General features: G+C 57.9%; 22 protein-coding genes. 13 read left to right on the top strand and 9 right to left on the bottom strand.

Translation table 11 applies throughout. The annotated features are described in order from the left end of the window. The first annotated feature begins 7 nt into the window (after window positions 1-7). The 12 genes from ASE04_RS28535 (at window position 8) to ASE04_RS28475 (ending at window position 15,427) form a co-directional block, all read left to right on the top strand. A complete protein-coding gene (locus ASE04_RS28535; protein ID WP_056825994.1) occupies window positions 8-1,468 on the top strand; it encodes an NAD-dependent succinate-semialdehyde dehydrogenase in 1,461 nt (486 codons plus the stop codon). Window positions 1,469-2,178: 710 nt separating this feature from the next. Next, window positions 2,179-3,765: a GMC family oxidoreductase gene (locus ASE04_RS28525; RefSeq protein WP_056825989.1), complete on the top strand. Its 1,587-nt coding sequence runs from the start codon at window positions 2,179-2,181 to the stop codon at window positions 3,763-3,765. A 95-nt stretch (window positions 3,766-3,860) separates the two neighbouring features. Then, complete coding sequence (locus ASE04_RS28520) at window positions 3,861-4,622, top strand: SDR family NAD(P)-dependent oxidoreductase (RefSeq protein ID WP_056825987.1); 762 nt, start codon at window positions 3,861-3,863, stop codon at window positions 4,620-4,622. Window positions 4,623-4,643: 21 nt separating this feature from the next. Further along, a complete protein-coding gene (locus ASE04_RS28515; RefSeq protein ID WP_156408908.1) occupies window positions 4,644-5,177 on the top strand; it encodes a carboxymuconolactone decarboxylase family protein in 534 nt (177 codons plus the stop codon). 365 nt (window positions 5,178-5,542) lie between these two features. Continuing rightward, window positions 5,543-6,700: an ABC transporter substrate-binding protein gene (locus tag ASE04_RS28510; protein WP_162260550.1), complete on the top strand. Its 1,158-nt coding sequence runs from the start codon at window positions 5,543-5,545 to the stop codon at window positions 6,698-6,700. A 37-nt stretch (window positions 6,701-6,737) separates the two neighbouring features. Further along, window positions 6,738-7,496 carry an ABC transporter ATP-binding protein gene (locus ASE04_RS28505; RefSeq protein ID WP_056825980.1) on the top strand — a complete coding sequence of 253 codons (759 nt, stop codon included), beginning with the start codon at window positions 6,738-6,740 and terminating at the stop codon, window positions 7,494-7,496. Beyond that, a complete protein-coding gene (locus ASE04_RS28500; RefSeq protein ID WP_056825978.1) occupies window positions 7,489-8,238 on the top strand; it encodes an ABC transporter ATP-binding protein in 750 nt (249 codons plus the stop codon). The genes ASE04_RS28505 and ASE04_RS28500 overlap by 8 nt, the downstream gene beginning before the upstream one ends. Window positions 8,239-8,290: 52 nt before the next feature. After that, window positions 8,291-10,201: an ABC transporter permease gene (locus ASE04_RS28495; RefSeq protein WP_056825976.1), complete on the top strand. Its 1,911-nt coding sequence runs from the start codon at window positions 8,291-8,293 to the stop codon at window positions 10,199-10,201. 222 nt (window positions 10,202-10,423) lie between these two features. Then, the gene (locus ASE04_RS28490) at window positions 10,424-12,511 is read left to right on the top strand and encodes an acetate--CoA ligase family protein (protein WP_056825974.1); all 2,088 of its coding nucleotides are present in this window, start codon (window positions 10,424-10,426) and stop codon (window positions 12,509-12,511) included. Between the two features lie 42 nt (window positions 12,512-12,553). Then, window positions 12,554-13,300 (top strand): 3-oxoacyl-ACP reductase FabG, encoded by a 747-nt coding sequence (gene fabG, locus ASE04_RS28485; protein ID WP_056825971.1) that lies wholly within the window; start codon window positions 12,554-12,556, stop codon window positions 13,298-13,300. Window positions 13,301-13,314: 14 nt separating this feature from the next. Next, on the top strand, window positions 13,315-14,565 hold the full coding sequence (locus ASE04_RS28480) for a thiolase family protein (protein ID WP_056825968.1): 1,251 nt from the start codon (window positions 13,315-13,317) through the stop codon (window positions 14,563-14,565). A gap of 4 nt (window positions 14,566-14,569) precedes the next feature. After that, window positions 14,570-15,427, top strand: a complete 858-nt coding sequence (locus ASE04_RS28475; RefSeq protein WP_056825966.1) for a MaoC/PaaZ C-terminal domain-containing protein — start codon at window positions 14,570-14,572, stop codon at window positions 15,425-15,427. Between the two features lie 602 nt (window positions 15,428-16,029). Here ASE04_RS28475 and ASE04_RS28470 read toward each other — a convergent pair. The 8 genes from ASE04_RS28470 to ASE04_RS28435 all read right to left on the bottom strand — a co-directional run bounded on the left by ASE04_RS28470 (window position 16,030) and on the right by ASE04_RS28435 (window position 22,819). After that, on the bottom strand, window positions 16,030-17,004 hold the full coding sequence (locus ASE04_RS28470; protein WP_056825964.1) for a Bug family tripartite tricarboxylate transporter substrate binding protein: 975 nt from the start codon (window positions 17,002-17,004) through the stop codon (window positions 16,030-16,032). Window positions 17,005-17,052: 48 nt separating this feature from the next. Further along, window positions 17,053-18,555 (bottom strand): tripartite tricarboxylate transporter permease, encoded by a 1,503-nt coding sequence (locus tag ASE04_RS28465; protein WP_056825962.1) that lies wholly within the window; start codon window positions 18,553-18,555, stop codon window positions 17,053-17,055. Between the two features lie 10 nt (window positions 18,556-18,565). After that, on the bottom strand, window positions 18,566-19,024 hold the full coding sequence (locus ASE04_RS28460) for a tripartite tricarboxylate transporter TctB family protein (RefSeq protein WP_082597534.1): 459 nt from the start codon (window positions 19,022-19,024) through the stop codon (window positions 18,566-18,568). 160 nt (window positions 19,025-19,184) lie between these two features. Next, the gene (locus ASE04_RS28455) at window positions 19,185-19,559 is read right to left on the bottom strand and encodes an acyl-CoA thioesterase (protein ID WP_056825959.1); all 375 of its coding nucleotides are present in this window, start codon (window positions 19,557-19,559) and stop codon (window positions 19,185-19,187) included. Between the two features lie 23 nt (window positions 19,560-19,582). Next, the gene (locus tag ASE04_RS28450) at window positions 19,583-20,191 is read right to left on the bottom strand and encodes a VOC family protein (RefSeq protein WP_056825957.1); all 609 of its coding nucleotides are present in this window, start codon (window positions 20,189-20,191) and stop codon (window positions 19,583-19,585) included. A 120-nt stretch (window positions 20,192-20,311) separates the two neighbouring features. Next, window positions 20,312-21,085: an SDR family NAD(P)-dependent oxidoreductase gene (locus ASE04_RS28445; protein ID WP_056825955.1), complete on the bottom strand. Its 774-nt coding sequence runs from the start codon at window positions 21,083-21,085 to the stop codon at window positions 20,312-20,314. Window positions 21,086-21,131: 46 nt separating this feature from the next. Next, window positions 21,132-21,911: a glucose 1-dehydrogenase gene (locus ASE04_RS28440; RefSeq protein ID WP_056825953.1), complete on the bottom strand. Its 780-nt coding sequence runs from the start codon at window positions 21,909-21,911 to the stop codon at window positions 21,132-21,134. Window positions 21,912-21,973: 62 nt separating this feature from the next. Further along, window positions 21,974-22,819 carry an SMP-30/gluconolactonase/LRE family protein gene (locus tag ASE04_RS28435; RefSeq protein WP_056825951.1) on the bottom strand — a complete coding sequence of 282 codons (846 nt, stop codon included), beginning with the start codon at window positions 22,817-22,819 and terminating at the stop codon, window positions 21,974-21,976. Between the two features lie 415 nt (window positions 22,820-23,234). Here ASE04_RS28435 and ASE04_RS28425 point away from each other — a divergent pair, with 415 nt between their 5' ends. Beyond that, window positions 23,235-24,713 carry an NAD-dependent succinate-semialdehyde dehydrogenase gene (locus tag ASE04_RS28425; RefSeq protein WP_056825946.1) on the top strand — a complete coding sequence of 493 codons (1,479 nt, stop codon included), beginning with the start codon at window positions 23,235-23,237 and terminating at the stop codon, window positions 24,711-24,713. Window positions 24,714-24,752: 39 nt separating this feature from the next. Here ASE04_RS28425 and ASE04_RS28420 read toward each other — a convergent pair whose 3' ends face one another. Continuing rightward, the gene (locus tag ASE04_RS28420; RefSeq protein ID WP_056825945.1) at window positions 24,753-25,487 is read right to left on the bottom strand and encodes an SDR family oxidoreductase; all 735 of its coding nucleotides are present in this window, start codon (window positions 25,485-25,487) and stop codon (window positions 24,753-24,755) included. Between the last annotated feature and the right edge of the window lie 59 nt (window positions 25,488-25,546).

Here is a 25,546-nt window from a genome sequence, read left to right as displayed (position 1 = left end):
CAGTCTGATGACAAAGCTTGACCTTAAAGACCCTACACTTTTGCGCATGTCAGCCTTTGTCGACGGCAAATGGATCAACGCCGACAATGCAGAAACGATAACCGTAACCAACCCGGCGACCGGAGCGGCCGTCGGCACGGTGCCCAAAATGGGTGGCGCAGAGGCACGACGCGCCATTGAGGCGGCCGACATCGCGCTACGAAAATGGAGGAAAGTTCTTGCAAAAGACCGCGGGCAACTGCTGCGCCGCTGGTTCAACTTGATCATCGAAAACGCTGACGATCTCGCTCTCATCCTCACGTCTGAGCAGGGCAAGACGTTGGCGGAGGCGAAAAGCGAGGTGGTAAGCGGCGCCGCGTTCATCGAATGGTTTGCCGAAGAAGCACGGCGGACCTATGGTGAAACGATCCCAACGCCAGCGAACGATCGTCGGGTCGTTGTGATAAAGCAACCGATCGGCGTCTGCGTTGCCATAACACCTTGGAACTTTCCCAACACGATCATCACCCGCAAAGCCGGCGCGGCCCTGGCTGCAGGATGCACCATGGTCGTCCGTCCGGCGAGCACCACGCCGTTCACCGCGTTGGCGCTGGCTGAGCTTGCCGACCGCGCCGGCATTCCGCCCGGTGTGTTCAGCGTGGTCACAGGTGGCTCGCGTGAGATCGGTGCGGAATTCACCTCGAACCCAGTAGTGCGAAAACTCTCGTTTACGGGATCGACCCAGGTCGGGCGCACATTGATGCAGCAGTGCGCTGGAACAGTGAAGAAGCTCGCTTTGGAGCTTGGAGGCAATGCACCTTTCATTGTTTTCGATGACGCCGACATCGACGCCGCCGTTGCCGGCGCCATGGGGTCGAAATTTCGCAACACCGGACAGGCGTGTGTTGGAACCAATCGGTTTTACATCCACGATAAGGTATACGACGAGTTCGTCAAAAAATTCCTGTCCAAGGTCGCGGAATTGAAAGTTGGATCGGGAACTGAGCCGGGCGTAACCTTCGGCCCCGTGCATGACATGAGCGGGGTCCGTAAGACGGAAGAGCATATCGCCGACGCATTGGAGAAAGGGGCGAAGCTCCTCGCTGGGGGCAAGAGGCATTCTCTTGGTGGGACTTTCTTCGAGCCAACGGTGATCGGCGAGGCAAATGCCCACATGAAGGTTTCGCACGAAGAAACTTTCGGACCACTTGCATCCATCTTCCGCTTTTCCGATGAGGAAGAACTTATCACCGCGGCTAACGATACCGAGTTCGGTCTGGCATCCTACTTCTATAGCCGCGACATTGGGCGCATCTGGCGCGTCGCCGAGGCGCTGGAAACCGGCATGGTAGGCGTTAACATCGGGTTGATGGCCAACGAAGCGGTGCCCTTCGGCGGCATCAAAGAGTCCGGTATGGGCCGTGAAGGCTCACACTATGGCATCGATGATTACATGGAAGTCAAATATATCTGCATGGCCGGGATCTGAAGTCCCCGGAAACTGTCGGCGGCGCACAGGGCCTCCTGCGCGCCGTTTCAGTTTACCTGATTTATCGAACCTCAGCTCTGGACCGCGGCAGAGTGCTCTTACTGCACGCCCGTACTGTCGCGGAACGCCTGAATTTCTTCCATGACCATTGGAAGAGCCTTCGACATTGCATGCAGATTCGAAATCGCAACGATCTCCAGCGCTTCTAAAATTTCCTATTCGCTTGCCCCATTTTGAAGAGCCGCGCGCGTTTGAGCTCGAACGCCAAATTCGTGGAATTGGAAGGCGTTCAAGCACATCATCAAGACGTACTTGAACCTCAGTGGTAGCGTCTGCCGCTCATAAAGAACGTGCATGACGATCTCATGCAAGCGTTTAAGCATGTCAGGATCACGTTCGGCGAGCATACGCGTCCACCCGCGCCATGCCGCGCTAGCGCTCGACTCGTTCGAGCACCTCTTGACTTCGCCTCTGTCGCATTCCGTCACCTCGCAATTTGCCGAGCGAATAGCGTGGAGTCACCACCATGGTGATTTATCCCGTATGATGGCATTTTGGTAGATGGCGAATCGCATAGGCAGCAGCCGACGGACGACAAAATCCCTTGAATATAGTTTGTTATCCTGTATTGTGGGATTATTACAATACAAATGAGCGTGTGCGCGGCCTGCCACCTTCGGGTGTCAGCCCGTGAGGATGGTAGCGTAGGCATGGAAATTTTCGACTTCATCGTTGTCGGCGCTGGTTCCGCCGGCTGCGCAGCAGCCAGTCGCCTTAGTGAATCCGGCCGGCATAGCGTCCTCCTGCTTGAGGCCGGCGGGCCAGATAGCAACCTCTGGATCCACGTGCCGATGGGATTTGGAAAGACATTCGTCAACAAGAGCCTGACCTGGCAGTTCACGACCGAGCCGGTGCCGTCACTTTCAGACCGGCGCATTTTTACCCCGTCGGGTCGTGTCGTTGGCGGATCGAGTTCCATCAACGGTCTGGTTTATTGCCGCGGACAATCCGCCGATTTTGACAACTGGCGTCAGGATGGTAACCCCGGATGGAGCTATGCCGACGTCTTGCCGTTCTTTCGTCGATCGGAAGACCAGCAGAATGGTGCTGATGCCTATCACGGCCAGGGTGGACCGTTGGCTGTTTCCGACCTCGTGGACCGCAATCCGCTATGCCGCGCCTTCGTCGACAGCGCTTTGGCAGCAGGGTTCACGGGCAACAACGACTTTAACGGGGAGACCCAGGACGGCGCTGGATACTTTCAGATGACAGCGAGAAACGGGCGCCGCTCAAGCAGCGCTGTCGCTTTCCTGTCAAGCGCACGAGCAAGAAGGAACCTTGTCTTGCGCACGCATGCGCAGGTCGAGCAGTTGCTCATTGAAGACGGGCGCGTCAATGCGGTTCGCTACACGATGGGCCAGGGGCCGGCCGTCGCGCAGGCGCGGCAAAAAGTGATCTTGTCTGCGGGCGCTATCAACACGCCAGCCATCTTGCAGCGATCGGGTATCGGGCGCGGTGAATGGTTGCGCGAGGCTGGCATAGATGTGCAGCACGAGCTGCGGGGAGTGGGCTCGAACCTTCATGATCACGTCCAAGCGCGTCTGGTGATGAAGAGCCGGCGCAAGACACTCAATTCTCAGGTGCGCAGCCCTATGAGCAAGGTCGCCATGGCTTTGCAATACGCCCTCTTCAGGCGCGGTCCGCTGACATCCTCGGGGGCTCAGTCGGGCTGCTTCATCCGCTCGCGCCCCGGTCTGGATCGCCCGGACGCCTTGCTGATGTTCATGCCGTTCAGCAGTACGGACTACCGCAAAGGGCTCGATCGTTTCCCGGGTTTTTCGGTATCTGCTTTCCAACTGCGCCCGGAAAGCCGCGGCTCTGTTCGGGTCCGCTCGGCAAGCTGGCGCGAAGCACCTCTCCTTGCGCCCAATTATCTCGAGAGTGAGCTTGACCGGCAAACTCTGATCGCTTCACTGCGCATAGCAAGGCGAATTGTCGCCTGCAATCCGCTCAGTGACCAAATCGAGCGCGAGGAACGTCCTGGCTTGGATGTGTCCAGCGACGCCGAACTTCTGGATTACATAAGAGGGGCAGCAGGATCCGTGTACCATCCGGTCGGGACATGCAGGATGGGCACCGGACCCGACGCTGTTGTCGATGCGAGGCTTCGGCTTCATGGGCTGGATGGACTGGTGATTGCCGATGCGTCGATCATGCCATCGATCGTTTCGGCGCCCACCAACGCAACATCGATCATGATCGGCGAACGGGCGGCTGCGTTCTTGCTGGAGGGCTGAACTTCCAGAAGACACGACGCAATCGATACCCCGGTTGCTCGGGCGAGAAGGCAGCGGGGAATAGCGAAAGTTTCGTTTGGAGAGGAGACGTGACAATGGCGACCATCAATTTGGAAGGCGCAATCGTGCCAGTGACTGGAGCAGCATCGGGCATTGGGCTTGCGATCTGCAGGCGCTTGCGCGAGCTGGGTGCCTATCCAATTTTGCTCGATTTGAATGCCGGGCTCTTGGAGGCTGCCGCGCGCGATCTTTACCAGGACGAAGACGGATCACGCTTCGCCTACGTCGTTGATGTCTGCGATGCGCGAGCGATGGAACAAACTCTACGGCTCGCCGCACGTGAGCATGGATCGATCACCCACGCGGTGGCAAGCGCTGGTATTGTTGGCCGCGAGCCGGTGATCGAGATGAGCGATGAAACGTGGCGCTCAGTCCTCGACGTGAATTTGAACGGCGTATTTTATTTTTGCCGCGAAGTGGGACGGCAGATGGCAAAACAGCAACGCGGATCGATCGTGACAATTTCCTCGGTCGCAGGCATGTATGTAAGGGAAGGGCGTTCTGCTTATTCAGCATCCAAAGCTGGCGTCATACTGTTTACCAGCGCCCTTGCTTTGGAGCTTGGTCCAAAAGGTGTCCGGGTCAACAGCGTTGCACCCGCGCTGATCGACACGCCCATTCAAAAAGCCAACGCGTCCGCAACTGTTTCAGCCGTCGCCGAGCGGACCGCCCTGAAGCGGATGGGCACGCCTGAGGAGGTGGCCGATGCGGTCGTCTTTCTACTCTCGGACATGTCCTCCTACATCACCGGGCATGCGCTTGTCGCCGATGGTGGCCTGAGCACGCGCTACAACTGATTGGATAAGATGGAGCAGCCGATGCTCAGACTTTCCCCCGTGTCAGCAGACATAGACAGTCCCCCCGACGTCATCCAGGCTATCAGGTCGAGGCGCGGAGGCACGCTCTTCGACATCGATCGGCTGCTTCTCCACAGTCCTGCTTTCGCCGCCGGATGGACAGCCCATGCCGGCGCTGTCAGATCGCAGCTGTCCCTGGAACCAAGACTTCGTGAACTGGCGATTGTTGCGGTCAGCGTCGTCATGGAAACGCACTACGAGGTGGCAATCCATGGTCGCGTTTTTCTGGAGGCGGGTGGATCACAAACGCAGCTCGAAGCACTACGCGACATTGATAGCGCCCGCGAGCAGACCCTTCTTTTCAGCGCGACAGAACGGGCTGCGATCGCCTTGGCGATTGAGATGACGCGCTCCATTCGGGTGTCTGATTCGACCTTCTTGACGGCTAAGGAAGCAATGGGCGATCCGCGCGCTCTTGTGGAGTTGATCGGCGTGATCGCTACGTACAATATGACCAACCGATTTCTGATGGCTCTGAACTTTGCCCAATCGTGAGCATCGGACTGCAGGGTCTCGGACTGCGCTTGCAACCGATGGACACAGGGAGTGAAAGACAAGCGCCATTGCAAATCCGTGTCATGTCGCCGCAGCCCCTCATCGTTCCGTTAAATTATCTCGCCAATTGAGATCAATTACGCCAGAATTCCGCTGGAAGACCATCACTTCCCCACTTTTCAGCCGCCTTTTGTCGCTTTTTACAGTTTAGGTGTGGTCCGTGAGCCCCAAAACAAACGCTATTTGACCGTCATAAAATCTCATGATACGGTATTTTTAACTTATGCAACGAACCGGGAGGGGTTTCCATGCAAATCAACCGACGCAATCTATTGAAGTATGCCGCCGCTGGTGGAGTCGCTTCAATGATGAACCCAGCATACGCACAGCAACAGCAACCGTTTCGGATTGGCGTCTTGTGTGACCAGTCGTCGGTGAACTCGACATCCGGCGGCAAGGGGTCGATTACTGCTATCCAGCTGGCTGTCGAGGATTTCGGTGGGCAGGTCCTTGGACGCCCGATCGAAGTGCTCACAGCCGACCATCAAAACAAGGTTGAAATCGCGTCCGGGATAGCCCGCGAGTGGATGGAAACAAAGAATGTCGAGGCATTTTTTGACCTGCAGAACTCCGCTTGCGCTCTCGCAGTTATGGGACTTGCGTCCGCCAAGAACAAAGTTGCCGTTGTATCGAATGCCCATTCCTCGCAACTAACAGGCAAGCAGTGCACGCCGACCTCGTTTCATTGGACCTACGATACATATCAGCTGTCGGGCGTTCAGCCCCAAGCATTCGTGGGAATGGGCAAGAAACGCTGGTTCCTGCTGAACTGGGACTACGCGTTCGGGATTTCGCTCGAACAAGATTTTCGCCGTTCACTCGAGGCGCTTGGGGCTGAGGTCGTCGGGTCTGTCAGGGTCCCCGCCGGCGCCTCGGATTTCAGCTCGGCAATTCTCGCTGCTGCCAATTCGGGTGCAGACGTCGTCCAGGTCGGGGTTGCTGGTACAGACCTCTTGAACCTCATCAAGTCAGCTCGGGAATTCGGGCTCGATAGCGCTGCTACCCTTGCGACCACAAGCATTACCTTGGTGGATGTCGAACTGCTCGGTCTCGAAGCAGCGCAGGGCCTCTACGTCAACGAAGTCTTCTATTGGGATCAGAATGAGAAGACCCGTGCGTGGTCGAAGCGTTACATCGACAAGGTCGGTATTCCCCCGAATGGCGAGCGCGCGTGTGGTTATAGCGGCGCACTCCACTACTTGAAGGCGGTGGCGAAAACCGGCGGCGCCGATGGAGCGGCGGTTGCCCGTGAAATGCGCAATACGCCGGTCAACGATCTTCTGAGCGACAACCTAACGGTTCGCTCTGATGGTCTGTGCGTTCGCGACATGTATCTCTACAAGGTCAAGTCGCCGAGCGCGTCGAAAACGAAGTTCGATGATTACGAATACGTCTCAAAGGTAACCGGCGAAAGCTCGGTTCGCCCCTTGAGCGTCAGCGAGTGCCCGCTCGTCAAGACGTAAGTCCGATCGCATTCGGTGAGCATGGGAGGAGCCGACTTTGTCGGAAACTGATTTCATATTGCAAACAAGAGAACTGCGGCGCGACTTCGGTGGCTTTCGAGCAATCGATGGGGTCAGCCTCGATATTCGCCGTGGCCAGATCCATGCGATCATCGGACCGAACGGTGCAGGCAAAACAACGACGTTCAACATGCTCACCAAATTCCTCGCTCCGACGGCGGGGAGCATCACCCTGGACGGGATCGATATCACATCAGCTGGACCCGCTCAGGTCGCATCTTTAGGGATGGTCCGCTCGTTCCAGATCTCGTCAACCTTCGGGCGGCTCACAGCGTTGCAAAATGTCAGAATCGCCTTGCTGCGCGCTGCCAACGAGACGCATCAATTTTGGCGCAGTTCGGACCACATGAACAAGCACAACGATCGGGCAATGCAGCTGTTGGGTCAGGTCGGGCTGGAGACTTGGGCTCACCATCCAGCGGCGCTTCTTCCCTATGGACGCAAGCGCGCGCTCGAACTTGCCACCACACTCGCCCTTGATCCGAAAATTCTGTTGCTCGACGAACCGACGGCGGGCATGGGGCAGGAGGATATCCAGACCATATCCCGCCTCGTCAAGTCGCTCGCTGGAAGGAAGACCATCGTGATCGTGGAGCATAACCTCAAGGTGATCTCCGAGCTCGCGGACCGAATCTCGGTCATGGTGCGCGGTCGTGTCGTCTGCGAGGGTGACTACGCGACAGTGTCTGCCAATCCCGACGTCAAGGCCGCTTACTTGGGTTCTGCTCATGTCTAACATTGCAACAGCGCCAACCCTGACAGTCGTCCCTTCCGACAAGACACCGGTCCTGGAAGCGCGCAAACTGAATGCCTGGTACGACGAGAGCCACGTTCTGCATGGGGTCGACATCCAGCTTAACGAAGGAGAGCTTGTGGTTTTGATCGGCAAGAACGGCGCCGGCAAGACAACCACGTTGCGCAGCATCATGGGCATCGGGCCACGTGCGACAGGTGAGATTCATCTTTTTGGGCGACCGATTCTGGGTCGCCCTCCCGAGGCGATTGGTCGGCTCGGACTTGCCTATTGTCCAGAGGAGCGAGCCATATTTTCCAGTTTGACGGTCGAGGAAAACCTCTTCCTTCCGCCGGTTATCGGACCAAACGGGCTTTCCGTCGAGGAGATATTCGAACTCTTCCCGAACCTGAAAGAGCGTCTGGCGACCCAGGGCACGAAACTGTCCGGTGGTGAGCAGCAAATGCTTGCTATCGCGCGGATCTTGCGCACCGGCGCGCGCGTATTGATGCTCGACGAACCGACGGAAGGTCTCGCACCGGTCATCGTCGAACAGATCGCAAAGACGATAGCCATCCTGAAGAAGAAGGGCTTTACCATACTTCTTGTCGAACAAAACCTGGCGTTTGCGATGTCTGTGCTGGACCGTATCTACCTCGTGGATCAGGGTCGTACGGTTGATGTTCTCGACAAAAGCGCCGCATCCGCAAGGATCGACGACCTCAAAGCCTGGTTGTCTGTCTGACGGCCAGAAGGTGCTTTCGGCGGCAAAAGATAAACTTACAAGGTGACGAACCATGGACGGCTTCTCCCTCAATCTCTTTTTCTCGTACCTTTTCCTAGGTCTGATGAACGGGGGATTTTACGCTCTGCTTAGCCTTGGGCTTGCCGTCATTTTTGGCATGCTTCACATCGTCAATTTCCTTCACGGCGTGCAATACATGCTGGGTGCATTCGCCACAGTGCTGTTGCTTCAGCATCTTGGTCTTGGCTATTGGTGGGCCCTTGGTATAGCACCGGTGCTTGTCGGCTTCTCGGGCTACGTCGTCGAGCGGTTCTTGCTGTCGCGCGTCGCCGGACTGAACGCGCTATACGGCATGCTTTTGTGCATCGGGCTTTCGATGATGATCCAGGGGCTGTTTCAGGCCTTCTTCGGTCTCGTGGCGCTACCCTACTCGCCGCCGCCGGAATTGCGAGGCGGGCTTCGTCTGCCGTTCATGGTCGCCCCTTATTATCGTCTGTGGGTTCTCGGCTTTGCCGTCTTTATCTGCGGCGCGACCTGGTTTTGTATTCAAAAGACCAAGCTTGGAGCCTATCTTCGGGCCTCCACGGAAAATCCAGAGATCGTCCGGACGTTCGGCATCAAGGTTCCTTTGCTGGTGACACTGACCTATTCTGTCAGCGTGGCGCTTGCCGGTCTTGCGGGCGTCCTCGCAGCCCCGATCTATCAGCCACAAGCCTTCATGGGCAATGACCTGATCGTCGTCGTCTTCGCGGTAGTGGTCATCGGCGGCATGGGGTCGATCTCGGGAAGCATCATCACCGGTTTCATTGTCGGGCTTTTGGAAGGTGTCGTTGCTTACTTCTACCACGAGGCCTCCTCTCTTGCGATTTTCGTGTTGATGGTTCTTATCTTGATCGTTCGCCCAGCCGGTCTGTTCGGATGGACCGTGAACAGCCCGAAGAATGCCGCAGAAAACGATGAGATCTTCGACGTAACCCCTTCAGGGGTGAAGGCGACAGGGCTCATGCTCGCCGTCGGACTGCTTGCGGCTTTCTTCCTCATCTACAAGTTCACGGTCTTGCAGGCATTGTGCTTTGCAATCTACGCGCTGTCGGTGGGCTTCCTTGTGTCTTGCGTCGGTCTTCTGTCGTTCGGACATGCGATGTTTCTGGGTGCCGGTTCCTATACCGTCGCCTATCTTAGCTCAGCGTGGCAGGTTCCTACCGAACTAGCGGTGATTGCCGGGGTGATGATGGCGGGGGCTCTCTCATATCTGGTCGGATTGGTCGCACTTCGCCGCCAAGGTATCTACTTCGCGATGATCACCATGGGTATCGCACAGATGATCTATTTTCTGATCCTGCGCGCACCGTTCTCGCATGGCGAGGATGGTATCCAGAATGTCCCATTATCAAACTTTCTCGGGGTCTTCCCGCTGTCAGATCCGACGGTCCTTTACGTGATCGTCTCGGCAGTGTTTCTTGTCACCGTGTTTGCTATCGGCCGCGTCGTCAACTCACCGTTTGGCGAGGTTCTAAAGGCGGTCCGGGACAATGAGCCACGGGCCTTATCCCTGGGCTTCAAGGCAAACCGCTACAAGCTGACAGCCTTTGTCATTTCGGGCGCCTTGGCTGGGCTGGCGGGGAGTTTGAAAGCAGTCGTTACCCAAAGCGCAAACCTAACGGACGTTCACTGGTCGATGTCGGGCCAGGCACTGCTCATGGTTCTGATTGGTGGCATGGGAACGCTTTACGGCCCGATCCTTGGTGCATTTATCGTCTTCGGACTGATCTATTATTTCGCGTTCCTCGGCGAGTGGGTTTTGGTGGCGCAAGGAGCCGTGTTTGCGGCGTGCGTCTTGCTCTTCCGCCGCGGGGTCGTCGGCGAGATCATCACCTGGCTTCGCCGTTCGTCAGTTGCGGCGAAACGGTCCGACACCATCGATGCGCGTCTTGCTTCGGACGTCGGTCGCAAACTGTCTTAGCCCCGTGGCGCGACCATGAGCAGGCGGTTGACGTCAAACGGGCATTGCCAGGGCGCTATCGAAATTGAAGCAATTCCCGGCCAGTCGTTCTCCTAAAATGCTCGGGCTAACAGCAATCATGCACAGATAAGGATTTGCAAAAAGTCCCACACTGTGACATATCTTAATGGAACCGCTCCGGCGGACGTAGCACCTCAAAATCACAACATAGGGAGGATCACCGTGAACTCACACGAGAAGCGGCAGTTCGAAGCTCTGTTTTCTCCGCGCACCATTGCATTGATCGGTGCCTCGGCCGACCAGAAGAAACATACATCGCGACCGCAGCGTACGCTTCGCAAGCACGGGTACGAGGGCACGATCATCCCAATCAACCCAAACCGAGACGAGGTGGGCGGCGATCGCGCCTATCCGTCCCTGCTCGATGTACCGGTCGCAGTCGATCACGCGTTCATCATGGTGCCGCGAGCCGCGGTACCGGAGGCTATTGAGCAATGCGCCAGGAAGCAGGTTCCGATCGCCACGATCTTTACCGACGGTTTTGCTGAAACAGGTGACGAGGGACGTCGCATCCAGGACGAGATGCTGCGCACGGCGCGCGCTGGTGGCGTGCGCCTCCTGGGGCCCAACTGCAGCGGAATTTATAGCAGCAAGCCATCCTGTGCGTTGTCGATCAACGCCGCTGTAGAGAAACTCGATATCGTGGCGGGCTCGCTCGCGATCATTTCGCAGTCTGGCAGCATGACCGGCGGCTTGATGTCTCGCGGTCTTGGACGTGGCGTCGGCTTTTCGAAAATCGTCTCGATTGGCAATGAATGCGATTTGTCCGTCGGCGAAATCGCCGAATGGCTGGTCGATGATCCGGAGACCGGCGCGATCTTGTTGTTCCTTGAGACCTTCCGGATGGCGCCAAAGCTTGCGAAAGCCGCCCGGCGTGCCGTGGAGAAGGGTAAGCCGATCATCGCTTACAAGCTCGGCCGATCTGACGTGGGCCGCGACCTAGCAGCATCGCACACCGGAGCGATGGCAGGAGGCGACGAGGTTGCCAACGCATTCTTTCAGGCAAACGGCATTCTCAGGGTCGACTGCCTGGAGACATTGTTCGAGCTTCCGGCGATGCTGAAAGGGCAAAGACCTTCGTCAACCCATCGCGTCGCGGTCATGACCACGACCGGCGGCGGCGCAGCGACTGTGGTTGACCGGCTGGGCACTCTCGGCGTCGACGTTGTTGCACCACCTGAATCGATCGTCCATGATCTGGCCGAAAAGAACATCACTATTCCGCGCGGTCGACTGACCGACTTGACTTTGGCAGGAACCAAGACTGAAGTTTATAGTGCGGTCGCCGGAGCGCTGCTCGCCTCTGATCACTGCGACATGTTGGTCGCGATCGCCGGCAGCTCCGCTCAGTTCCAGCCTGAGATCACCGTCGGTCCTCTCGTCGAGGCAGACAAGCATGGTAAGCCGCTGGCCGTGTTCATTGCGCCGCATGCAAAAGATGGCCTTGATCAATTGGCCGATGCAGGCATTGCGGGCTTCAGGACCCCCGAAACCTGTGCGGATGCGGTTAATGCCTGGGCGAATTGGAAGCCTCCGATTCTGCGCCCGGAGCCGGATGAAGCTTTGTTGGAACCCGTAAAGAAGGTCATTGCCGCATTGGGCGGACGAAAGCCAAATGAGGCTGACGCCGGCGAGATTTTCAAGTCGATCGGCATCTCAACCGCAGCGTCGAGGACGCTAACAGCCGCGGGCGATGCAGCCGATCTCCGCTTTCCGGTGGTTGCCAAGATCCTGTCGGCTGATGTGCCCCACAAGACGGACGCCGGTGGCGTGGTCTTGAACATCGGCAATGCCGAAGAACTCACTCAGGCTATCCAAACGATCAGCGAGCGTGTCGGCAAGAAACATCCCCAAGCCAAAATAGAGGGCTTTCTCGTCCAGCAGATGGAGCGTGGCGCCCTGGCGGAGGTCATACTCGGCGTCAGACAAGACCCCGAAGTGGGCCCCGTTGTCGTGCTCGGCGTCGGCGGCATCCTCGCCGAAATCTACAAGGACGCGGCCATCCGACTGGCACCTGCAACGCTAGAAGAGGCTCACGAGATGATCGCCGAAGTCCGCGGGCTGGCGACCATCCGCGGCTATCGCGGGCTGCCGGAGGGAGATTGCGATGCGCTCGCAGAGGCAATTGTCCAGATCTCGCAACTGGCAGGTCTCGACACGGTCGCCGATGCGGAGATCAACCCGCTCTTCGTCAAGGCGAAGGGCGAGGGGGTGGTCGCGGTAGACGGCTTGGTGCTTTTGAAGAATTGAGGACCCGGTCGACAACCGGGCCACAGGGCAAGGAGATCTGAGATGGAATTGAGCTTGACGGGTAGGACCGCGATCGTCACGGGCGCGGGAAACGGTATCGGTGCGGCGATCGCGGCGAGACTGGTCGCCGAAGGCGCCAATGTTGTCGTAGCTGACATCAATTTGGAAAATGCAGAAAGACAAGCTGAAGCGTTGCGCAGGGATGGAGGCAAGGCAAAGGCGATCAAGGTCGATGTGGTCAAGGAGGCTGATGTCAATGCGATGGTCGATGAGACTGTCGCAGCCTTCGGTTCAATCGACATCCTTGTCAACAATGCGGGCCTAACGCGCGACATGCGCATCACGAAAATGTCCGAAGCAGATTGGGACATCGTCGTCGATGTGATCTTGAAGGGCTCGTTCAACTGCACCAAGGCCGTGCTGCCGCATATGAATGAGCGCAAGTGGGGTCGCATTGTCAACATATCGTCGCGTGCCCACCTCGGCAATCCCGGCCAAGCCAACTACTCGGCCGCCAAGGCTGGGATCATCGGCTTCACACGTGCGATGTCGCTGGAGGCCGGACGTAATTACATCACAGTCAATGCGGTCGCGCCCGGGATCATCAATACGGACATGATCAGGTCCCTGCCACATTGGGAAAAGATCAAGGAAAATGCGGAAAAAACGACGCCGATACCGCGTGTTGGAGAGCCTGAAGACGTCGCCGACGCGGTCGCATTTCTTGTGTCGGAACGGGCAGGCTACATCAGCGGCGACGTGCTGCATGTGACGGGCGGCCGCTACTAGGAGAGGATGAGACAATGACCGAAGCCTACATTACCGGAATTGGAATGACCCCCCTTGGAAAGCACTGGGATCAGAGCGTCAAGCAGCTTTCCGCGCGCGCGATAGACGTCGCTTTGGCTGATGCTGGTATTGGACTTGATGCGATCGAGGCCGCATGGTTCTGTAACACGCGGCTCGGCGTGCTGGAAGGTCAGCACAACATCCGTGGCCAAACCGTGCTGCGCGCTTACGGCTTCGAAAATATTCCAATCTTCAATACTGACAATGCATGCGCGAGCTCGAGCTCGGGGCTTGCACAAGCCTGGGCGGCCGTCCGCTCGGGAATTCACGACGTTGTTCTGGTAGTCGGGGCGGAAAAAATGAACTTCCGCGACAAGGAACAGCAGATGTTCGATGCGTTCAAGGGCAGCTGGGATCGGGAGCTCGCCGATCAGCAAATGCAAGCTCTGCTGGCGATTGGTGAAGATCTTCCATTGCCAGAGAAGGCCTTGAACCTGACAGGTCAGCGGTCCGTGTTTATGGACATCTATTCTGCAATGGCGCGCTACCATATGCATCGCTTTGGCACCACTGAGGAACAGATTGCCGAAGTTGCCGCCAAGAACCACTGGCATTCGCAATGGAACGAACTTGCGCAGTACCGCACGCCGATGGATCGTGAGCAGGTGCTCGCTGACAAGTTGATCTCATATCCGATGACGCGTGCCATGTGCGCGCCGATGAGCGACGGTGCGGCAGCGCTGGTGGTGGTTTCGGAACGCGCCATGGACCGTTTTGATCGCAAACGGGCGGTTGGCATTCGGGCCGTGGCGGTCAGTAGTGGTAGCAACCGGAAGCCGGATGAACTGGACAAGCATTTGACAAGGACGGCCGCCAACCGCGCCTACGCGCTCGCCGGCTTGGGCCCCTCCGACGTATCCGTTGCTGAGCTTCACGATGCCACGGCATTTGCCGAAATCATGCAGAGCGAACATTGCGGTTTTGCCCCGTATGGAGAAGGTGGCCCTCTGGCCGAAAGCGGCGCAACGCGGCTCGGCGGGCGTATCCCGATCAACGTTTCTGGTGGGCTGCTGTCGAAGGGGCATCCCATCGGTGCTACGGGGGCAATCCAGGTCAATGAAATTGTAACGCAGCTGCGCGGCGAAGCCGGCCAGCGCCAGGTGGAAGGCGCCCGCATCGGACTTTGCGAAAATGGCGGCGGCTTTTATGGCTTTGAAGAGGCGGCATGCGTGGTTTCGCTCTTCGAAGCTCCCTCGAGAGGCTGAACTCATGGCGATCGACGCTAAGCATCTTTTGTCCTACAAGGTCGAGGATATCCACCAGACTTACACCGCCAAAGACAGCGCGTTTTATGCGCTGTCGGTCGGCATGGGCCATGATCCATTGGATGAGCATCGTCTGGCATTTGTCGATCCTTTGAAAGGCGACGCCCAGCTGGTGCTGCCTTCCATGGCACTGGTGCTCGGCTATCCCGGTTTCTGGCTTGTTCGACCGGACACAACAATCGACCCTACTCGTGTCCTTCATGGCATGCAGTCCGTCGAATGGCACAAACCCCTGCCTGCAGCAGGGGAGGTGATCGGGAAGACAAAGCTGGTGAAGCTTGTCGATCGGGGCGAGGGAAAACACGCAATGGCCGTTTCCGAAAGGGTCATTGAACATGCCGGGACGGGAGAACGCTACGCGACATTGACACAAGTCCATGTCTTGCGCGGCCAAGGCGGATTTGGCGGCGATACGACGCCACTTCCCGCGCCGCACGCGCTGCCACGCACCGACCCCGATTTCCGCGTCGAGGTTGCGACGAATTTGGATCAGGCGCTGGTTTACCGGTTGAACGGCGATCTTTTCGCCTTGCACGCCGACCCCGAAATGGCCCGAGAATCCGGCTTCGAGCGGCCGATCTTGCATGGCATGTGCGTGGCGGGCATCGCCGTCCAGGTGTTGATGAGATTGCTCGCGCACGATGACCCCGCCCGCCTCCGAGCCACTGAGATGCGCTTCTCGGCCCCCTTCTTCCCAGGCGACAGCCTCGTTATAGAAGCTTGGAAGGATGGTTCCTTCAAGGCGATGAGTAGCCGCAACGGCGAAACAGTGCTTGATAACGGCAAGATGCTCTGCCAGTGACTTAACCCTTCAGCTTGACGTGACCTCGGGGCTTGACCCTTCCAGCCCGCGTTTTGTACGCGGCGGGCTAACAGCTTAGCCCGCCTGACACACAGATCCTTGCGCACTCGTGATCCAGCTGTCACGCCATTACACCCCGATGTAAAGGGTAGACGTTTCGGCGGATTCCGAGACGGTAGGAGCGGGGGCCGGCGTGGTCCAGACGAAGCAGCCGGTCTAATCGGGGGTCCACGGCCACTCAACTTCGACCGTCAGCGGCAGAAGGACCCACGATCGCGCGCGCGATGGCTGCAGACGACGCCAAGCCCTATGGAACGCGTCGTATCGTTGTCGCCGGTGAAGTGGCGCTGCTCGAAAGTTTGCACGCACGGGACAGCGAGCCTCTTTTGTGAAGGCGGTGATCGCCTTGGTGCATGGCTTCGAAAAGAGTTGAACATCATCTTGTCCTAGGGGGTAAATCTGAAGTGAGTGCGAAGGCGGTTATCGGTTGCCGCGAATGAAAACACGCTGACGCAGTCAGAGCGACGTTTGGACTTGAGATGGTGCACGGGATTGCCTTCGGGGCGGAAGCAGGTCCGAAGACCTGCTTCACAGATTCCGATCTATTCAGGCTGAAGGCCGGATTGCTGGATCAGGTCACCCCATTTCTTCAGCTCGCTTTCGATATGCTTGCGAAACTCCTCGTGTGGCGCATAGGCGACAAGAAGTCCCTGATCGTCGGCAAGCTTTTGGAAGTCTGGCGACGTGACTGCCGTCTTGCACGCTGCTTCAAGCTTATCCACCACGTCAGGGGGCGTGGAGGCCGGCACCGCAAAACCGATCCAACCGATCAGCTCCATGTCTTTGTAGCCCAGCTCTTCGAATGTCGGCACATCCGGCATCGACGGAAGCCTCTTCGGGCTCATGACGCCAAGACCCACCAACTCTTTCGCACGGATAGCCCCGAGCAGCGGACCTGGTGATTCGAACAACAGGGGCACATGATCGCCGATCGTATCCGTTACAGCTTGGGAGGTGCCCTTGTAGGGGACATGCATGATCTCGATTTTTGTCCGCGCCTTGAGGAGCTCCTGCGCCAGATGGCTCGGCGTACCCGGACCCGCCGAAGCGAAGGAGAGGGTCTCGGCCTTTGCTTTGTCCAGCAACTCGGGCAACGTCTTTACCTGCAGCGATGGATTTGCCACCAGCACGCTCGGAGATCCGCCAATTCGACACACCGGCTCGAAACTCTTGACTGGGTCGTAAGCCAGGCTCTTTCGAAGATGCGGGTTAATGGAGAAGGCAGAGGCGGCAGCCAGGACCATAGTGTAGCCGTCCGGCTCTGCCTTTGCGGCGGCGGCGGTTCCGAGCGTCGCACCCGCACCGGGCTGGTTTTCGATGACCACAGGAACGCCAAGTACCTGACTGAACACCGGGGCCAGTTTGCGCGCTGCAATATCACTGACGCCGCCGGCTGACAGCGGGACGATTACCTCAATCGCCCGGGACGGGTAATCGTCAGCATAGGACGGCCCGGCGAGAGCCAAGAGTGCACCAGCGCAAACGCCAGCGGCGAGTTTCTTTGCAATGTAGGTCATAGTTCCTCCCTTGACATACAGATTGGATTTATCTCTTCCTTGACACCTTCAATCTTCGGTAAACGCGACTTCGCGCGTGCGTCGCAGGCTCGGCAATGCAATCAGCAATACCGAGGCGAGCGCCAGAACCAGAAGAACCGCACTGATCGGCCGCTCGACGAACACAAGCGCGTTGCCATGAGATAACAGCATCGCGCGGCGAAGGTTCTCCTCCATCATTGGACCGAGCATAAAGCCCAGTATCAACGGGGCGGGTTCGCAATCGAGCTTTGCAAATATGTAACCAACCAAACCGAAAAGTGCGAGCAGTCCGACGTCGAAGCCCGAGTTTCCAAGGCTGTAGACACCGATCCCGCAAAAGACCAGAACGGCGGGGAAGAGCACGTGATAAGGCACGGTCAGCAACCTCACCCAAATGCCGATCAGCGGCAGATTGAGGATCACGAGAAACAGGTTGCCGATCCACATGGATACGATCACCCCCCAAAACAACTCCGGTTGTTCGGTCATGACCGTGGGTCCCGGCTGGATGCCCTGAATGACAAGCGCTCCCATCATCAAAGCCATGAGCGGGTTCGACGGAATGCCCAGGGTCAGCATGGGGATGAATGACGTCTGCGCGCCAGCGTTGTTTGCGCTTTCCGGGCCGGCAACGCCCTGAATGGCACCATGACCGAACTCTTGAGGCCTCTTGGCAATCTTTTTCTCAAGTGCATAGGAGGCGAAGGACGAGAGCATGGCGCCACCTCCCGGAAGCACGCCGAGGATTGATCCGAGAGCAGTTCCGCGCAGCACCGGCATCGCCATCTGCTTGAGATCCTGCAAGCCGAGCCGTAGCCCGGAGACCTTGGTGACAACCGTTTCCCTGTGTTCAGCGTGCTCGAGGTTTCGGATGATCTCGCTCAGCCCAAACATGCCCATCGCCACGATGACCAAATCGATCCCATCTTCGAGGTCGGGAATGCCGAGCGTATAGCGAAGCGCGCCTGTCGTCACGTCAGTCCCGACCAGTCCGAGGAGCAATCCAAGGACGATCATCCCGATCGCCTTGATGAGAGAGCCGCGTGCCAGCACACATGAAGCGACGAGGCCAAGGCACATCATCGAAAAGTACTCAGCGGGACCAAATTTCAAGGCCATATGGGCGAGGGGAGTCGCAACGAGTACAAGTACGAATGTCGCGACAGTGCCCGCGAAGAATGAGCCGACTGCCGCCGTTGCCAAGGCCACCCCGGCTCTGCCCTTGCGCGCCATCTGGTAACCATCGAGCGCCGTCACCACAGACGAAGACTCGCCCGGCAGATTGATCAAGATTGCTGTCGTCGACCCCCCGTACTGCGCGCCGTAGTAAATCCCGGACAGCATGATCAGCGCCGTAACAGGCGACAACGCAAAGGTGACGGGCAGCAACATCGCGATTGTCGGCATCGGACCGAGACCAGGCAATACACCGATCAGCGTGCCGAGAAAAACACCCAGGAAGCAATAGCCGAGATTGACCGGCGTCAACACGGCTTCGAAGCCAATGGTTAGATTTGTCAGGAGATCCAATGTCTTCCTCCTACCTGAACCAATAGCCGAACACCGCAAACGGCATTCCTAGCGCGTAGCAAAAACCAAGGACGCAGAAGGCCGACAAGCCCGCGGCAAGAAGGGCGGCGCCCTTGATCTTGGACTGCGCGCTCGCGATTGCTCCAATGGCCGCGAGCACGAATACGGAAATCAGCAACCCAGCCGGTCGCATCAGCAGGCCGAAAGCCAACGTCGCACCGAGGACGAATACGATGCCTCTGACATTCAGACCGGAGATCGGTTCGCCTGTCGCGACAAAACCCTTGAGCGCGACAATGAACCCAAGCGCGATGAGGAGCAACGCAAGGACGACGGGAAAGTATCCCGGTCCCATTTGTTTCACCGTGCCAAAACTATACTGGAATCCGCCCCATAGGAACGCAAGGCCAAGGACCACGAACAGACAACCTGCGACGAAATCCCGGGTTACCAACAAGCTTCTTAACATTCATTCCTCCCGAAACGATCGTAGGGCAGAGGCCGCCTTGGCGGACTGCAACACCTCCTAGTTGAAGTGCCAGCCGATCAAATTTATCTCATATTATAGCATTTTTTACAGGAATCAGAACTGTTTTCTTGCATTGGCATGGCCTTGATGATTCCCGGAGCTATAGCGGTCTGGGCTTGCCCTTCTCGTCAAGAGCGACGAAGGTGAAGGTCGCGTGCGTTACCTGTTCACGATGTTCACCATAGCGATCGCGACGCCACGCCTGTACAAAGATGCGCATCGAGGTTCGTCCGGTAGCATCAAGACGGGCGAAGAGCGAGACTTCGTCACCCACCTTTACGGGACGCATGAATGACATAGCCTCCACAGCCACAGTCGCCGAGCGCCCGCGCGCAACGCGAGCGGCCATGTTACCGGCCGCGAGGTCCATCTGCGCCATCAACCATCCCCCGAAGATGTCGCCGGAAGGATTTGTGTCGGCGGGCATTGCGATCGTGCGGATGACAGCCTCGCCAAGTCCTTCAATTTCGTCCATGAATATCCCTCCCGTTTCCATAATCATCCCGCTGGCGTCGCAGCGCAGTCAACAGATGAAAGATATTCTTCACGTGTCCTGTAGCGACGGACAGGACGCTCGCCATTCCACGTCTGGCAAAGCGCCTTGATCCCCTGGAAGTAACGAACCCGTCCGGCTGTATTGGGCGCAAGCTCGATGAAGTGACCCAGCGATGAAGGGGCTTTGAAGTAGATTGAACTAATGGCGCCGTCCGAGGTCTTGATCGCACACTCGCGAGCAAAACCAATCGCCTCCAGCTTCTTGCAACTCTCCTCATAGTGTTCCGGCCAGAAGCCGAGATGGTGCAAACCCTCGCGACCTTCCTTGAGGAAGTCAGCCCATGGCGACGAGCCGTTACTATGAACCGAAATGAGCTCGATCTGCACATCGTTGGCGTAGCTAAACGCGAGCGACATCTCCACCTTGCTCTGGGCTCCACGATATTCGATCAGCCGGTCGGAAGCGGCATCTTCGATGACCACAAACGGTCCCGTCTGAAGTTTGTCGGTGAACAGGCGCATCGATGCTTCCAGATCCCGAACCACGTACGATATTTGAAAGCTCGTTCCGAGGAAGGCCTCGGCAAATGCGCTGGTGGGCAGGTTGATCATCGTCGCTACCTTGCGTTTCTTTCCGGAGCTACTCGAAAACGAGCGGACCCGACGGTTCCAGAAGTAGGGGCCTGGCATGCCGGCGAGCTGGGAGGACCCCCGCCGGATCGTTGCCAGGCCCTAGGCGTAGTGGATGCTCAGCCCCCCATCCACCACCACCGTCTCTCCGGTCACGTAGCTCGCCATATGCGAGAGCAGGAACAACGCCACCTTGGCGATTTCCTCGGGTTCCCCAAGCCGGCGCATTGCTGCGCGGGCTGCTAGCTGCGTCACAAAACCCTCACCATAGGCTCTAGCCTGCGCCTCCTGGATGGGCGTCTTGATCAGCCCGGGCGCGATACAATTGACGCGGATGTTGTGCGCGGCGAAATCGAGTGCCATGGCACGCGTCATCTGCACAATTGCCGCCTTTGACGTCGTGTAGGCAGCACGCTCAGGCTTGGAGAGGATCCCACCGATGGACGCCATGGTCAGGATGGCACCGCCATTGTTGTCGACCATGTGGCGGGCTGCTGCTCGACAGACATGGAGGACACCATTGACATTGATGTCGATCACCCGTTTCCAATTCTCCTCCGGCATATCAAGAAGGTTTCCGCGCCAAACGATGCCGGCGTTGGCGACCGCATGGGTGACCGGACCATGGTCGTGATGAATTTGCGCGAAAGCGGCGTCGACGGCGACCATGTCGCTGACATCGACCAGGTAACCAAAGCGGGAATGCGTCTGGTTGGGATAGAGTTCTTCCAGCGCCTTTTCGAGTTGACCCTTGTCAACATCGAGAAGAACAGGCTTGGCGCCTTCGGCCCGCAGCGCCCGGCAGATTGAAAGGCCGATACCGGAAGCGCCCCCGGAGACCGGCACGACCGCCGAATTCAAGTCAAGAGATATCATCGTCATTTTCGCTCGATGTTGCAGGTCAACTTCATCTGATTGCGGATCAGCCGATACCGGCACTTTGCCCGCCGTCGATATTAAGTGCTGCACCGGTAATGAAAGCGCCGTCGTTCGAGCACAGCCACATGGCGGCGCGCGCCATCTCGTCGGGCTTTGCAAACCGCCCGACAGGCTCCTGTCCAATCAATCTCTTCCGTCCCTCGTCTGTGCCGCCCGATACGCGCTCGATCATCGGCGTGTCGGTGATGCCTGGGCAGAGAGCGTTGATGCGGATGCGATGTTCTGCCACTTCGAGCGCTGTCGATTTGCTCAGGGCGACGACGGCATACTTGGTCGCGCAATAAGAGCCCTGGTTGCGGATAGACAGAACACCCGCCGTCGACGCCGTGTTGATGATGACGCCACCACCTCGTTTGGTCATGACCGGAATCTGGTACTTCATGCACAAATAGACGCCTTTGACATTGATGGCGAAGAGGCGGTCAAACAGGTCCTCTGTTACCTCCGTCAACGGGACCACGCCCTGCTCGATGCCAGCGTTGTTGAAGGCAAAATCCAGCCCCCCGAGCGCCGAGATTGTCTCTTGGACCGCCGAGGCGACCTGAGCGTCTTGCGTCACGTCGCATACGATTGCTCGCGCTCGACCGCCCGCACTTTCAATTTGCCTGACTGTTTCGGACGCTGCGGAGGAATTGACATCAACCACCGCCACGGCAGCACCTGCGGCGGCAAACGCCAAGGCGGCGGCGCGACCGATACCGCTTCCGGCGCCAGTAATGAAAACTGTCTTGCCGGCAAAATCATAGCTTACGGGGCTCGTCATCATCTTCTCCAACGTCTAACACCAGCCGTGTGGCGGTGGTGCGAACAATTTCGTTTGAACATTTATTCGCGGGGAATATCCACGCGCACGGTATTGATAAGCCCAAGCCGCTTCCTGTCCCGCTGCTCCTCCAATGTCCCGTCATAGGTGGTACAGAACAAGGTTTTGCCGTCGGGGCCTCCCAACTGACACGCGATCGCACTTCCGTTGAATTGCAGGCGGTCGGTGATCTGGCCTCCTTCGAGGATACGCAGCACTTCACCGGTATTGAAGGACGGCAACCAGATGGCCCCCTCCCTGTCGGCACAGATACCGTCGGGATGACGTCCGCTGACGTCGGCAAACAACCGTCGATTGGAAAGGGTTCCCGAGCGGGGATCGCGGTCATATGCCGTCAGCTTCCCACACCAGGTTTCGGCGACGACAAGCGTTCGCCCCCCATTTATGATGGCCGTGCCATTCGGGAACTCCAGGTCACTTGCCGCAGACTTTACGTCACCACCCGGTTCGACGACGTGGATGTCCGTCAGTCTGATCGCCTCGCCTGCAAAAATGTCATAGCCGAAATTGCCAACATAGAGGCGCCCGGCGTCATCGATGGCGAAGTCGTTAAGGTCGCCTGTCGCGTGTTGCGAGAGATCGACGTAAACTTCCAGGCGACCATCAACAATCCGATTGATCTGGCGCGCAACAGAGGAAACCACCAGAGGCGTGCCATCAGGAAGGAAATTGATGCTGTTTGGCCGCGGCGGCAACTGTGATAGGACAACCTCTTTCGACCCATCCATATCCACCTTGTAGAGAACGCCGTCAAAGACGTCGGCGACCCACAACGCGCCTTGATGCCATCGAGGCGCTTCCAGAAATATGAAGTCTGATGCCAGTACACGCGCGTCGCCAGTCGTCATGATCGTTGCCTCCTCAACATGGCCGGGCGAACCGCCGCAGCCCTAACGCGGCACCCCTCCAGGCGGCGCGTCGTCATCTCGTAATTGCTACCAACATTGAGACAAGATGTCAATTGACGGGATTTTCTTTAGGCGCAAAAATCGAGCATAGCAACGGTCCGCCGCGACTTCCGCCGCGCATTGTTAGTATCCGATTGCATAATACGGGATTTTTTGACATGCTCGCCCCGGCTGCCGGTTTTGACATCGGCGCACTCGGCACCTGACGAGGCCTGACTGTATTCGATCTGCGTCGCTGCGTAGCGTAATGTCGCAGACTGATCATGCATCATGTCTCGGCATTTTTCACGGGGCAATGCCGGGGCGGTTGAAAACATATACTTAGACGACGTCAAATGCGGCAAAGGAGCATGTCATGAGAGAGATTACCACACGGCCCTCCGAAGCTGTCGAGCAGAGCCTTTATCCGAGGATCGGTCTTTACATCGGCGGGAAATGGATCTTTGACCGCGAGAAGTGGGGCGATGTCCTCAACCCGAGCACTGGCAATGTTATCGGACAGGTTCCGAAAGCCAGCCTATCCGACCTGGAATCGGCCCTTCAGTGTGCCGATGCGGGTTTCAGCATCTGGCGCGATACTGCCCCTCTCAAGCGCGCCGAAATTATCAGCAAGGCGACGTCACTGATCCGGCAGCGGGTGAGCGACATTGCCAAGATTCTCACTCTTGAACACGGAAAGACGCTTGCCGCGGCTGAGGGAGAGATCACCCGCAGCTGCCGGTTCTACGACTGGGAAGCCGGACAGGGGCTGAGAAGTTATGGATGGGTCGTGCCAGGCGATGCAGCCCTGCAAAAGCGTATCCTGCGCCAACCGATCGGACCAGTGATCGCAATCACCCCGTGGAACGTTCCGATGAGTGCCTTCGCGCGGAAGACATCCGCGGCACTCGCCGCTGGATGTTCGGTCATCGTCAAAGCGGCAAATGAAACGCCAGGTACGGCTGTAGAACTTGTCCGCTGCTTCGAGGAGGCGGGCCTTCCTCCTGGGGTCCTCAACCTGGTGTTCGGAAATCCTTCAGAAATCTCGACCACGCTGATTGGCTCGCCGATTTCCAGGCTCGTCACGTTTACCGGGTCGACGGGGGTGGGCAAACACCTCACGGAGCTGGCCGCGCGGGCGATGAAGCCTGTATTGATGGAACTAGGGGGGAACGCGCCCGTGATCGTCAGCGCCGGTGTCGATGCTGAAAGGATCGCTGTGATGGCGGCCGAGGCCAAGACGCGCGCCTCTGGACAGATTTGTGCATCCGTGTCCCGCTTTATCGTACACGAACGTGTCTATCGACCCTTTGTTGACGCCTTCGGCGGTGCACTTGATGCTCTTCGGGTCGGCGACGGCTTTGATCCGAGCGCTCAGATGGGCCCTCTTGCCAATGCTCGCCGCCTCGAGGCGGCGCAAGCAATCGTTAGCGATGCGTCGCAGCGCGGCGCTCGCATCGTCACAGGTGGACAGACAATTGGCAATCGTGGCTTTTACTTCGAACCCACACTGATCGCCGATACACCGCTCGATGCGGATGCAATGACCGTAGAGCCATTCAGCCCTATTGCGTCTTGCGTTTCGGTTCCCGACCTTGAGGCCGCACTTTCGGTCGCCAACAGTGTTCATGTCGGCCTCGCCGGCTATGCGTTCACAAATTCACTGACAGAGGCTGAAACGATCGAGCGTCGCCTGGAGGTTGGAACGCTTTCCATCAACCATTTCGATACGCCCGATTCCGATACCCCCTTTGGCGGCGTAAAAGATAGCGGTATTGGTCGGGAGGGTGGACCAACGTCGCTTGACGCATATCAGGTGCACAAGACGGTCCTGCAGCACAGCTCCACCGTCTAGCGGACAGGTGACGGCGTACTCATTGCGACGGCGTCCAAGTCACCAGCCGCCGTCGCAGCTGATGTTCTGCCCGGTGATCAGGTCGGACTGAGCCGATGACAGAAAAATTGCGAGGTCCGCAATGTTATCCGGCTCGATGCGGCGCTTCAGGCATTGGTGGTCGAGAATCCACTGGTGATAGGCCTCGCGCCGGTCCCCGAACAGCTTCCACTCCGCGTCCGACAAGACGGCGCCCGGCGAGATGCCGTTGACGTTGATCCCGTGTTTTCCGAGTTCTCGCGCAAACGACTTGACGAGACCGAACATCGCACCCTTCGAAGCGACGTAGGGCACGAAGCCTTCCCATTGACCATTGAGGGTGAGGGATGTCAGGCAGATGATTTTCCCACGGCGTTTGGCCTTCATTCCTTCGGCGCAAATGCGCGTCAGAACAAAGGCAGCAGAGGAGTTGATCTTGAGTGCTTCCTCATATTCGGCGACCGAATAGTCTTCATATGGCTTGTTGGTAATGTGGGCGGCGTTATTGACGAGCACATCGATGCCGCCCACTTCGTCGCAAAGCCCTCTGACGGCCCGTTCAGTTGCTGCAAGATCGGCAAGGTCACAGCCTAGGTAGCGCGCCTTTCCGGCAATCGTTGCTGGATCTCCATGCGGGAGGTCGAGCGCGACGACTTTGGCACCGACGTCATGGTAACGACTGACAAGGGCCTGTCCGATCGTTCCGAGAGCGCCGGTAACGAGTACGGTCTTGTTATCGAGCGAGAGGCTCGCCACGCGCAAAAACTCCGTTGAGGACAAGTTCGCCCGGGCACTGCGGCCCGGGCGATCATAAC

The organism is Rhizobium sp. Root708 (assembly GCF_001429725.1).
Taxonomy (GTDB): Bacteria; Pseudomonadota; Alphaproteobacteria; order Rhizobiales; family Rhizobiaceae; genus Rhizobium.
The sequence above is the reverse complement of the archived record's forward strand: the minus strand, read 5'-3'. Positions and strand labels throughout refer to the sequence as shown.

Excerpts from the sequence above, each read along its gene's own strand:
- ASE04_RS28495 (WP_056825976.1), top strand. The coding sequence starts at position 8,291 with ATGGACGGCTTCTCCCTCAATCTCTTTTTCTCGTACCTTTTCCTAGGT.
- ASE04_RS28510 (WP_162260550.1), top strand. The coding sequence starts at position 5,543 with ATGATGAACCCAGCATACGCACAGCAACAGCAACCGTTTCGGATTGGC.
- ASE04_RS28475 (WP_056825966.1), top strand. The coding sequence starts at position 14,570 with ATGGCGATCGACGCTAAGCATCTTTTGTCCTACAAGGTCGAGGATATC.
- ASE04_RS28525 (WP_056825989.1), top strand. The coding sequence starts at position 2,179 with ATGGAAATTTTCGACTTCATCGTTGTCGGCGCTGGTTCCGCCGGCTGC.
- ASE04_RS28425 (WP_056825946.1), top strand. The coding sequence starts at position 23,235 with ATGAGAGAGATTACCACACGGCCCTCCGAAGCTGTCGAGCAGAGCCTT.
- fabG (WP_056825971.1), top strand. The coding sequence starts at position 12,554 with ATGGAATTGAGCTTGACGGGTAGGACCGCGATCGTCACGGGCGCGGGA.
- ASE04_RS28450 (WP_056825957.1), bottom strand. The coding sequence starts at position 20,191 with ATGATCAACCTGCCCACCAGCGCATTTGCCGAGGCCTTCCTCGGAACG.
- ASE04_RS28455 (WP_056825959.1), bottom strand. The coding sequence starts at position 19,559 with ATGGACGAAATTGAAGGACTTGGCGAGGCTGTCATCCGCACGATCGCA.
- ASE04_RS28460 (WP_082597534.1), bottom strand. The coding sequence starts at position 19,024 with ATGTTAAGAAGCTTGTTGGTAACCCGGGATTTCGTCGCAGGTTGTCTG.
- ASE04_RS28480 (WP_056825968.1), top strand. The coding sequence starts at position 13,315 with ATGACCGAAGCCTACATTACCGGAATTGGAATGACCCCCCTTGGAAAG.
- ASE04_RS28500 (WP_056825978.1), top strand. The coding sequence starts at position 7,489 with ATGTCTAACATTGCAACAGCGCCAACCCTGACAGTCGTCCCTTCCGAC.
- ASE04_RS28520 (WP_056825987.1), top strand. The coding sequence starts at position 3,861 with ATGGCGACCATCAATTTGGAAGGCGCAATCGTGCCAGTGACTGGAGCA.
- ASE04_RS28515 (WP_156408908.1), top strand. The coding sequence starts at position 4,644 with ATGCTCAGACTTTCCCCCGTGTCAGCAGACATAGACAGTCCCCCCGAC.
- ASE04_RS28535 (WP_056825994.1), top strand. The coding sequence starts at position 8 with ATGACAAAGCTTGACCTTAAAGACCCTACACTTTTGCGCATGTCAGCC.
- ASE04_RS28445 (WP_056825955.1), bottom strand. The coding sequence starts at position 21,085 with ATGATATCTCTTGACTTGAATTCGGCGGTCGTGCCGGTCTCCGGGGGC.
- ASE04_RS28470 (WP_056825964.1), bottom strand. The coding sequence starts at position 17,004 with ATGACCTACATTGCAAAGAAACTCGCCGCTGGCGTTTGCGCTGGTGCA.
- ASE04_RS28435 (WP_056825951.1), bottom strand. The coding sequence starts at position 22,819 with ATGACGACTGGCGACGCGCGTGTACTGGCATCAGACTTCATATTTCTG.
- ASE04_RS28440 (WP_056825953.1), bottom strand. The coding sequence starts at position 21,911 with ATGACGAGCCCCGTAAGCTATGATTTTGCCGGCAAGACAGTTTTCATT.